This is a genomic window from Streptomyces murinus, from assembly GCF_002154555.1.
GTDB classification, from domain to species: domain Bacteria; phylum Actinomycetota; class Actinomycetes; order Streptomycetales; family Streptomycetaceae; genus Streptomyces; species Streptomyces murinus.
Genome location: NZ_MUNF01000373.1, coordinates 1 through 9,204, shown reverse-complemented (window position 1 = coordinate 9,204; position 9,204 = coordinate 1). Strand labels below are relative to the sequence as shown.

Here is a 9,204-nt window from a genome sequence, read left to right as displayed (position 1 = left end):
GGTCTGCGGGGTCCGGGGCGGGCAGGGCACGGTCGGCCGGATCGCGCCAGGCCCGGCTTGCTCTGGCCGGGCCCGGATTGGTTTGGCCGGGCCCGGCTCGGGCTGTGTCAGACCGTGGTTCCGGCCGGCTCGTTCTCCACGGCCGCGGGCCGGGAGGAGAAGGTCGTGCCGCCGCGCACCAGCAGCGGCAGCGGGGCCGCGACCAGCACGATGAAGGCGCTGACGATGAGCATGTCGCGCGTTCCGATGCTGGCGGCGACCAGGCCGGCCGCCGCGTAGCCGAGCGGCATCAGGCCCTGGCTGCCCAGCCAGTCCAGGGCCATCACCCGGCCGAGGACCCGGTCGGGGACGTCCTGCTGGAGGGCGGTCATCCACAGGATGGAGAAGACGGTGACGCCGACGCCGGCGATCGCCCAGCAGATGAGGACGCCGACCAGCGGCAGCACGGCGAGTGAGCCGACCGAGCCGAAGATGGTGAAGAGGCCGCAGCAGGCGACGGTGCCCGGGCGGCTGGTGCGGATCTTGCCGCCGACGATCGAGCCGATGATCGAGCCGACGCCGAGGGCGGCGAACGCACCGCCGTAGGCGGCGGATCCGCCGAGGCTCTTCTCGGCGACGATCGGGGCGGCGAGGAAGGCGGGGGCCACGCAGAAGGTCATGACGATGGTCGCCATGCCGATGGAGGCGCCCACCCAGGGGCGGGAGCGGATCTCCCGGATGCCCTCGTTGAAGTCGCGCAGGCCGCGCCGGATGATGCCGCCGGGCTCCTCCTCGTCGGGGGACTCGTCACGCGCGTTGGCGGCGTCGGTCTCCTTGATGAACACGAGGGTGGCGAGGCTGGCGGCGAAGGTGCCGACGTCGATCCACAGCGCGGGCCCGGGACCCACTCCGGCGATCACGAGGCCGGCCAGGGTCGGTCCGGCCACCATGGAGACGTACTGGGACAGGGCGCTGAGCGCGTTGCCGCCCTGGAGCGCCTCCTCCGGCAGCAGCCGCGGGGGCACGGCGCTGTAGGCGGGCAGGAACAGGCCCTCGGCGATGCCGATGGCGATCACGAGGACCATGAAGACGGCCGTGTTCAGGTGGACCGGGGCGATCGCGATGGCGGCGACGCCGACGGCTCGCACGGCGTCCGCGCCGATCATCACCCGGGTGCGCCGCCAGCGGTCGCCGATGGAGGCCGCGAGCACGGTGCCCGCGGCCAGCGCGATGCCCTGCACCGCGAGGACCACGCCGAGCCCGGTGGCGCCGGAGTGTCTGTCCAGGACGACCATCGCGAGGATGATCGGGAACATGGCGTTGCCGATGGAACTCAGGGACTGCCCGGTCCACAGGAAGGCGAAGTCCCGGTGTTTGAGCGGCAGGAACATGCTGGGCTTGGGATCCGTCATGTACTCGATCTCTCAGGGGGTCGGTTCGTCGGAGCGGTGGTGGTGTCAGCGGGGCCGTACGGCGGTGAGGCAGGTGAAGTGCGGTGGGGCGCTGGGGAGTTCGACCGACCGCATGCCGGTGAGGCCGGCCTCGGTGAGCCAGTCCGTCACCTCCGCCCGGGAGTACATGGCGCCGCTGCTGGTGCGGGCGGCCAGGAACAGCGCGTACTGGGCGCGCACCGGGTTCGTCTCGTACGGCCCGGAGCCGAGGATGTCGATGACGGCGAGGGTTCCGCCGGGCTTGACGGCGGCGGCCGCGCGGTGCACCAGGCGCTCGGCGTCCCCGGCGGTCTCCAGGTGCAGGATGTTGCCGAGGATCACCAGGTCGTGGGCGGCGGCGGGCAGTTCGACGTCGAAGTAGCTGCCCTCCAGCGCGGTGACGCGGGTCTCGACGCCGGCCTCGGCCGCGTTGTGCCGCAGTCCTTCGAGGACCGGCGGCAGGTCCACGGCGGTGACCCGGGCCTCCGGCATCCGGGTGGCGACGGCGAGGCTCCACACACCGGAGCCGGCGCCGAGGTCGAGCACCGAGCGGGCGCCGCCGCCCATGCCGTACGGCTCCCCTTCCAGCGCCTCGGCCAGTTCGGCGGCGGCGCCCGGGTACATGTGTCCGAGGCCCTGGGCGACCTGGGCGTAGTGGCGGCCCCGCTCCTCCAGGGTGCCGTCCATGGACAGCAACGGCTTGCCGGACAGGAGCAGTTCGGGCAGGTGGTCGAAGAGGTTCAGGTGCAGTTCGACGCCGCCGGGGGCGTTGCGGGCGCGTTCGGCCAGTTCGGGGGATGCCTGGTAGCGGCCGTCGGTGTGGACGGCGGCGCCGCTGTGCACGAGGACGTTGAGGGTGAGGCGGGTGGCGAGCGGGTCAAGCTTGAGGTCGGTGGCGAACTCCTCGGCGGTGGCGGCCCGTTCGAGCAGGGCCGCGAGGAGACCGGCGCGTTGGGCGCCGAGGACCGCGAGCACGGGTATGCCCTGGTCGAAGACCTCGGCGAGCGCGGTGGCCGGCTTGGTCATGAGAATTCCCTTCGATCGTCCGAGTCGCACATCCAGGAGACGAGCTCGACGGGTTCGGCCCCGAGGCGCTGCTTCCACGCCGGGTTGGTCCGGCCCAGTTCGATGACCTCGCAGCCCTGGGACACCGCGTAGTCGACGGAGAGGTCCAGCAGCACGAGGTACGGGCTGAAGGTGCCGCGTACCTCGCTCTCCACGCCGATGGCCCAGTTGTGCAGGGTCCGGCCGTCCAGGAAGGACACCGAGGCGGCGACCACGTGCCCGGCCTCCTCCAGGGTGAAGACGCACGCGGGCGCGCCTACGTTGGTCAACAGATCGGCCAGCGGGCCCTGTTCGTAGTAGCCGGGGTTGTAGCGGTCGGCGGTCAGCTTGAGGAGCCGGCACACGTCCCGGACGATCCGCTCGGGCAGCGGGTCGCGGTAGACATGTCCGGTGATCCCGGCCCTGGCCGCCAGGCGCAGCTGCCGGCGCGCGTCCTGCCGTACCCGGGCGGGCAGGCGTTCGAGGTGTTCGGCGAAGCTGCCGACGGACGTCAGGGGCATGCGGAAGCGGTGGTTGCGCGGCACCCGGCGGGCCCTGCTCTCCAGGAGCGGGGTGAGCGGGGAGTCCAGTGCCATGTTGATGAATCCGAACTCGGCCGCGCCCCACGCGCGGGCCTGTGCCCGCATCGCTTCCCACAGGGGCTCGACCAGCTCCTTCTCCGCGTGCCGCAGGGGCAGCCGGGTGTCGTAGCAGTGCCAGAAGTGGCTGACCGCCCAGGGCGGGCCCGCCACGTTCCGCGTCCCGAACGGGTCCCGGGCCGGCACCAGGTACAGCGGCATGACAGCGGACGGGTCGTCGCCGGAGCCGACGGTCAAGTAGCGGTGGTCCAGGGTGGGTTGCAGGGGGTTGGCGGCGTACGAGGTGAGCAGTGCGGAACGGTAGAAGACCGGTGCGCCCGCGGCGGCGACCACGGCGTCCCAGCCGTGCGGGTCCGGGATCCGGGTATGGGAGGAGATCCGTATGCCTGTGGCCGGCATCGGAGGTTAGCCCACTCGCTCGTCGGTCATGCGCAGCACCTGCTCCACCGGGGCGATGTCCCCTTCGACGGCGGAGAGCAGGCACTCGCTGCGCAGGGTGCCGAGCATGGTGGGGAGGGTCGCGAGCATGCGGCGCACGACGACGTTGGCGAAGAGCACGGTGGTCGCGCCGTACTCGGCGAACGTCTCCAGCGGCACCTCGGGCAGCGAGGTGGGCGCGAGGGTGATCGGCAGCAGTCCGCGGACCTGTTCGAGGACGGGGAAGAGCTGGTCCTTGCACTTTCTGTTGACCTGGACGAACAGCCCGTCCACGCCGGTCTCGGCGTAGCGGCGCATCCGGCGGACCGCCTCGTCGACGCCGAGGCCGGCCACCAGCGCCTCGCAGCGGGCGACGATGCGCAGGTCCTTGCGCTCGGCGGTCACGCGCTCCAGGCGGCGGGCGAACTCCTCGGTGTCCATGAGGTCGCGGGACTCGTCGGCGGCGAGCGAGTTGCGCTTGGGGAAGACGTTGTCCTCGATGACGACGGTGTGGGCGCCGGCGTCCTCGAAGGCGCGGATCGCGCGGGCGGCGGTCAGATCGCTGCCGTAGCCGTTGTCGGCGTCGACGAAGATCGGCAGGGTGGTGGCCGCGCGGACCTCGCGGATGACGGAGGTCATCTCGGTGGGGGTGAGCAGATTCCGGTCGGGTATCGCGAAGCGCGAACAGACCTCCAGGCTGCCGAGCCACAGCAGGTCGAAGCCGGCGCTCTGCACCATCCGCGCGGTGAGCGCGTCATGGACGCCGACGCCGATGGCGGTGGCGGGGGTCGGCCTCAGGGTGGTGTTGTGCACGGTCATGGTCTCAAGTCCTTCGGGTGGGGTGTCCGGTGGTGCCGTAGTGGGGTGGGGTACGGCGCTCAGCCGGCGGCTTCGGTCATGAAGCGGGCGCGGATCGCGTCGGGTTCCAGGCTGGCCGTCGCCCGTGGGGGCGCGGCGCCCGCGCCGGCGGTCGTCTCGATGACGAGCAGGGCGGGTCCGGGCTGTGAACCGACGTGTTCCAGCACGGGTTTGAGGTCGCTGAGGGAGGTGACGCGGCCGCCCCAGCGGTAGCCGCTCGCGCGGGCGACGTCCTCGAAGCGGGTGCGGGCGCCGGCGGTGGGCTGGCCGCCGGTCGATTCGTACTGCTGGTTGTCCAGGACGACATGGACGAGGTTGCCGGGGTGCTGGGCGCCGACGGTGCCGAGGGCGCCCATGTGCATCAGGCAGGCGCCGTCGCCGTCGAGCACGAAGACCCGGCGGTCGGTGCGGGACAGTGCGAGGCCGAGGCCGAGGGAGAGCGCGTGGCCCATGGAGCCCTGCATGTAGAAGTTGCCGGGCCGGTCGGCGCCGGCGAACAGCCAGCGGGAGGTGAACCCCGTGGTGGAGACGACCAGTTCGTCGCGGAGCAGTGCGCCGAGCGCGGCCACCACGTCCTCGGTGCCCGGCCGCTGGGAGGTCTCGGGGATCTCCTCGGCGGGGGCCGGCTTCGCCATCACGCCGCGCGGGACGACGAGGGCGGCGGTGCGTCCGGAGCGGACCGCGTCGAGGGCGGCGTCGAGGGTCGTACCCAACTCGTCGGGGTGCGGAGAGAGTTGCCAGTTCGGCACCCGGAGCGCGTCGAGGAGGGGGACGGTGGCGGCGCCCATGAGCCGGTGCTGGGGCTCGTCGGCCGGTCCGTCCGGGTCGCCGCGGTGGCTGACGAACATCAGGACACCGATGTCGTAGGGCGCGGACAGCGAGGTGAGGGGGTTGACCAGGTTGCCGAGGCCGGAGTTCTGGAGCAGTACGGCGCCGGGGGCGCCGGCGAGGGAGAAGCCGCAGGCGGTGGCGAAGGCGGCGCCCTCGTTGGCGCAGGGCACATAGCGGCCGTCCTGCTGGAGCAGGGGGATCAGACCGGCGAAGTAGGAGCAGGGGACGCCCGCGAACCGGTCGACGCCCCGGTCGCGCAGCGCCCGGTCGAGGAGGTCCGCGGGCAGTGCCGGTGTGGTGTTGGTCATGTGTGTCCCTGACATCGGAGCCGGAGTGCGGTGCGGGGCGAGCGGGCCACCGCGTCGGCGAAGCGTATGGCCTCGGCGGCGCCGACCCCGAAGAACGTGGCGCGCAGGGCGGGCCGTTCGGCGTCGAAGTGGCGGGCGGCCACGGCCTTGAACCCCTCCTCGTGGAGCGCGGCGAGCGCGGACTCCTCCAGTTGCTCGGCGGTCGGGGCGGGTGCCTCGGCGGCGCGCGGGTCCAGCGGGATCAGCGCGTTGGGTCCGTCGAAGGCGGGGAACTCGATGCCGTGCGCCGAGGCCAGCCGGTCCCTGAACGCGTCCTTGGCGGTGTCCACTTGGGCCAGCAGTCCGTCCCGGAGCAGGTCGAGTCCGCCGTCCCGGAGGAACAGTCCCCAGGCCCGCTGCCAGACCGGTGAGGGCGGGGTGCCCAGCAGTTCCGGGAAGGCCTCCTCGAAGCAGCCGGGTCCGGCCATCCAGCCGAGGCGGGCGCCGACGCCCCGCAGCTTGTGCAGGGTGCCGACGCTGTCGGCCCCGGCGGGGGTGCCGGCCTGCCCGCAGAACCAGGCGTACGTCTCGTTGACCACGACGCGGTGGCCCTCGGCGGCCAACTCTGCGATGCGGGAGCGCTCTTGGCCGGTCAGGGTGCGGCCGTCCGGGTTGCGTCCGGGCGAGGTGAACCAGAGCACGGTGTCCCAGGGTTCGCCGCCGAAGGCGCCCTTGAGCAGCTCGCCCCAGGAGGCCCGGGTCACCTGGGCGCCGGCGCCCGCGAGGACGGGGACGACTCCCGGATAGGTGGGCCGTTCCAGCGCCACGTGCCCGAAGCGCCGGGCGTAGGTGAGGGCGGCCGCCCGCAGGCTGGCGGTGATCGTCAACTGCTCCACCGGCAGACCGAGTTGGGCGGCCAGTACCTCCCGCAGGACTTCGTCGCCCTGCGGGGCGGGTACGGTCCACAGGTCGCTCTGCCGGGCCGCTCGGCCGACCCGGTCGGCCCACAGCCGGGTGGCCTCGTCCGGCCAGGGGGCGGGGGATCCGCTGAGGTCGATCACGCCGGTCCTGCCGTGAGACGGCGGGCGAGCGCGAGGCTGTCCCGGCTGATCTCCCCCCAGACGGTGGGGACGAAGACGTCCCTGCCGTAGCGGACGGCCCAGGCGTTGGCGCCGCCGAACAGGGTCATTCCCGCGGCGAGTTCGATGCTCGTGACCTCCGCGGGCGTCCCGTCGGCCGCCGTCTCGGCCAGCGTCTCCCACACCTCGCGCGGCACCAGCCGCCAGCAGCGGTCCCGTCCCGGATCGCCGGGGGCGGCGGCGCCGTCCGGGTCCGCGACGCGCGGGCTCAGGTCGGCGGAGAAGTAGTGGCGCGCGGAGTCGGCGAGGGCGGTGGCGGCTCCCTCGTCGGCGCCGCGGGCGCGCTCGTCCTCGTGGGCCAGGGCGGCGAACGCCTCGGCGCGCGCCTCGGGTCCCGGCGGGGTCAGCTCCAGTGCGGTCTCCTCCCCGAGGTCCGGGGGCAGTACGGCGGTGCTCTCCGGGTAGGCCTGGCGGACCGCGTTGACGACGCGGGCGAGGGCGCCCTGGGCGCGGACCGAGCGGCACAGCTCGCTCACCGACACCCAGTCCGGGGTGGTGTCGCTGACCAGGGCGTGCAGGTCGTTGACGTCCTTGACGGACAGCATCTGGTCGCACAGGGCGTGGGCGGCGGTGATCGCGATGGAGGTCTCGACGCCGGGCACGGTGGCCGGCCGCCCGAGCGCGGTACCGGTGCGCCAGCCGGCCAGTGGCAGCAGTCCCGCGTGGCCCACCGAGAAGGCGCCGATGTGCAGGTCGACGCGGGCGTACGGGTTCTTGTTGTCGGGGTAGACGAGGGAGACCTGGCCGTACACGGCACCGTTGTCATGCCACTTGAGCCAGGGCATCTCGTCGGTGTCGTACACCCAGTCGCGCTCGCGCAGCCAGTCGACCAGTGGCCGGGCGGCGGCCCACTGCGGGAACTGGACGTCCACGTCGCCGAGATGGCGCAGTTCGGGCCTGGGGTAGACCGACTGGGCGCACAGTCCCTTGATGATGCGGCCGCCGAACTCCTGGACGGCGTCGACGACTTCGCGCATCTTCGGGGCGGCGTCGGCCTGCCAGGCGTCGTCCTGGCGGACCTCCTCGGCGAGGAGTTCGTACAGCCGGTTCGTCCAGGGGGAGCCCGTGTGACCGTCGAGGGCGGCGTGTGCGAGGCGGGTGACCTTCGAGCGGGAGAGGATCGCGTACAGCTCCTCGGGGGTGATCTCGCCGTCCAGCGTGTCAAGCGCGGCGGCGACGGTCGAGGACGGCGGCTCAGTCCGTCCCAAGGTCATGATCGCGGTCTGCGTGTCCATGCGCGCCTTTCGTGGTGAGGACGGGCTCGAAGTACTGCGAGGTGGTCAGGACCGCGGTCTCCCAGGAGTCGCACGCGCAGCCGTGCCGCCGGAGCACGAGGTCCACCTCGGACAGGTCCCAGGGGGCCGCGCTCGGGTCGAAGGGGTGCGCGAGGACGGCGAGCAGCGGGTGCCCTGCGGCCTCGGGGCGGACCAGGTCGGCGAGGCGGCGGCCGGCGTCCGGGCGGGCGAGTTCGCCGCGGGCGGTCAACCGCTCGGCGAGGGCCCGGCCTTCGTCACCGAGTTCGGTCCACAGCGCGGAGACGATACGGCCGCGCAGCGCGCCGAGGACGGCGACATGGTCGCGGGACTCCTTCGGCTGGGTCCGGGCGAGCACCGAGAGGTATCCGTCGAGGGTCGCGCCGTCGTGGAATGCGGCGAGCGGTTCGGGGCCGAGTATCGCGGCCGATTCCCGGGCGGCGTTCGCGGGGCTGTCCGACAGATGGAGCAGGCTCAGAATGGCGTTCACCGAGCCGACCTCGTGCCGGATCGAGCCGGGGCGTGTTCTCGGCGGCGTGCCGCCTTTGATTTCGTGGAGAACGGCGTACCGTTCCGCCGCGCTGCGGGACACTTCGTCGCGCAGCCGCAGGGCGACCGACGGTCCGAGCGAGAAGAGGGCGTCGAGGGCCCGATAGCGGAAAGTGCTCCCGGCGCCGACGTTCTGAATCTCGGCAATGGCGTCGATCTGCTGGGCGGTCACTCGCACTTCCCGCCATCCGACAGGCTTGAAACCCGCGACCGCGAGATGGTCGAGTACGGCGCCGACTCGCTGTTCGCGCAGACTGTCCGGACTGATCAGGCAGAACGCATGCGTTTGCCAGACCGATTCATCGAAAGACTGTCCCTCGTGAATGGCCCGTTCGCCTTCGATTGTCATGGGGCCTTTCCCTGTATATGCGAGTCAAGGATCCCTAAATGTGCCCGTCAAGGCGTAGCGCGGCGCCATACAGCGGGGCGGCGACGCAGCCGCGGAGTTGCTTCGCCTCCCAGGAGCCGAGGCCGTAGGGAATGATCCGGACGCCCCGCTCGGGTGCCAGCTCGATGGGCTTGTAGAACAGCGTGGCGAAATAGGTGAGCCGGGAGTTCGGGTCGGTGTAGTCCGCGCCGGCGAGGGTGGGCATCCAGGTTTCGCCGTCCTGGACGAAGACGCCGAAGCCCAGCGTCTTTCCCTGGTGTTCGGCCGTGACGACGGTGATCGCGTCGTCGTCGAAGCAGGACCGCAGCCGGCGGATCATCGAGGCCTCTTTGGCGGGGTCGGCGCTCCCCCCGTACTTGACGACCAGCTGGCAGCGCAGGTCGACCAGCTCCGGCTCGTCGTCCCGCAGGGTGCGGGTGGCCACCCGCAC

Annotated in this window: 9 protein-coding genes; all 9 read right to left on the bottom strand. The window is 72.3% G+C overall.

The features are described 5' to 3' along the window. Positions 1–107: 107 nt before the first annotated feature. Positions 108–1,391 carry an MFS transporter gene (locus CCN72_RS22560; protein ID WP_086809089.1) on the bottom strand — a complete coding sequence of 428 codons (1,284 nt, stop codon included), beginning with the start codon at positions 1,389–1,391 and terminating at the stop codon, positions 108–110. A 45-nt stretch (positions 1,392–1,436) separates the two neighbouring features. After that, the gene (locus CCN72_RS22555; protein WP_086809088.1) at positions 1,437–2,435 is read right to left on the bottom strand and encodes a class I SAM-dependent methyltransferase; all 999 of its coding nucleotides are present in this window, start codon (positions 2,433–2,435) and stop codon (positions 1,437–1,439) included. Next, positions 2,432–3,451 carry a GNAT family N-acetyltransferase gene (locus CCN72_RS22550; RefSeq protein WP_086809087.1) on the bottom strand — a complete coding sequence of 340 codons (1,020 nt, stop codon included), beginning with the start codon at positions 3,449–3,451 and terminating at the stop codon, positions 2,432–2,434. The genes CCN72_RS22555 and CCN72_RS22550 overlap by 4 nt, the downstream gene beginning before the upstream one ends. A 6-nt stretch (positions 3,452–3,457) precedes the next feature. After that, positions 3,458–4,288 carry an isocitrate lyase/PEP mutase family protein gene (locus CCN72_RS22545; RefSeq protein WP_086809086.1) on the bottom strand — a complete coding sequence of 277 codons (831 nt, stop codon included), beginning with the start codon at positions 4,286–4,288 and terminating at the stop codon, positions 3,458–3,460. A 59-nt stretch (positions 4,289–4,347) separates the two neighbouring features. Continuing rightward, complete coding sequence (aepY, locus tag CCN72_RS22540; RefSeq protein WP_086809085.1) at positions 4,348–5,466, bottom strand: phosphonopyruvate decarboxylase; 1,119 nt, start codon at positions 5,464–5,466, stop codon at positions 4,348–4,350. Then, entirely contained in the window at positions 5,463–6,506 is a 1,044-nt protein-coding gene (locus CCN72_RS22535; protein ID WP_086809084.1) for an aminotransferase class I/II-fold pyridoxal phosphate-dependent enzyme, read from the bottom strand. Before CCN72_RS22535 ends, aepY begins: the two co-directional genes overlap by 4 nt. Beyond that, positions 6,503–7,819 (bottom strand): nucleotidyltransferase family protein, encoded by a 1,317-nt coding sequence (locus CCN72_RS22530; protein ID WP_086809083.1) that lies wholly within the window; start codon positions 7,817–7,819, stop codon positions 6,503–6,505. The genes CCN72_RS22535 and CCN72_RS22530 overlap by 4 nt, the downstream gene beginning before the upstream one ends. Then, a complete protein-coding gene (locus CCN72_RS38660) occupies positions 7,779–8,735 on the bottom strand; it encodes a nucleoside-diphosphate kinase (RefSeq protein WP_143664167.1) in 957 nt (318 codons plus the stop codon). The genes CCN72_RS22530 and CCN72_RS38660 overlap by 41 nt, the downstream gene beginning before the upstream one ends. Positions 8,736–8,769: 34 nt before the next feature. After that, on the bottom strand, positions 8,770–9,204 hold a 435-nt coding region (locus CCN72_RS39070), incomplete at its 5' end, for a hypothetical protein (protein ID WP_208638068.1).

Bases quoted from the DNA above. Each gene is read 5' to 3' on its own strand.
- CCN72_RS22560 (WP_086809089.1), bottom strand. From the start codon at position 1,391: ATGACGGATCCCAAGCCCAGCATGTTCCTGCCGCTCAAACACCGGGAC.
- CCN72_RS22555 (WP_086809088.1), bottom strand. From the start codon at position 2,435: ATGACCAAGCCGGCCACCGCGCTCGCCGAGGTCTTCGACCAGGGCATA.
- CCN72_RS22550 (WP_086809087.1), bottom strand. From the start codon at position 3,451: ATGCCGGCCACAGGCATACGGATCTCCTCCCATACCCGGATCCCGGAC.
- CCN72_RS22545 (WP_086809086.1), bottom strand. From the start codon at position 4,288: ATGACCGTGCACAACACCACCCTGAGGCCGACCCCCGCCACCGCCATC.
- aepY (WP_086809085.1), bottom strand. From the start codon at position 5,466: ATGACCAACACCACACCGGCACTGCCCGCGGACCTCCTCGACCGGGCG.
- CCN72_RS22530 (WP_086809083.1), bottom strand. From the start codon at position 7,819: ATGGACACGCAGACCGCGATCATGACCTTGGGACGGACTGAGCCGCCG.
- CCN72_RS38660 (WP_143664167.1), bottom strand. From the start codon at position 8,735: ATGACAATCGAAGGCGAACGGGCCATTCACGAGGGACAGTCTTTCGAT.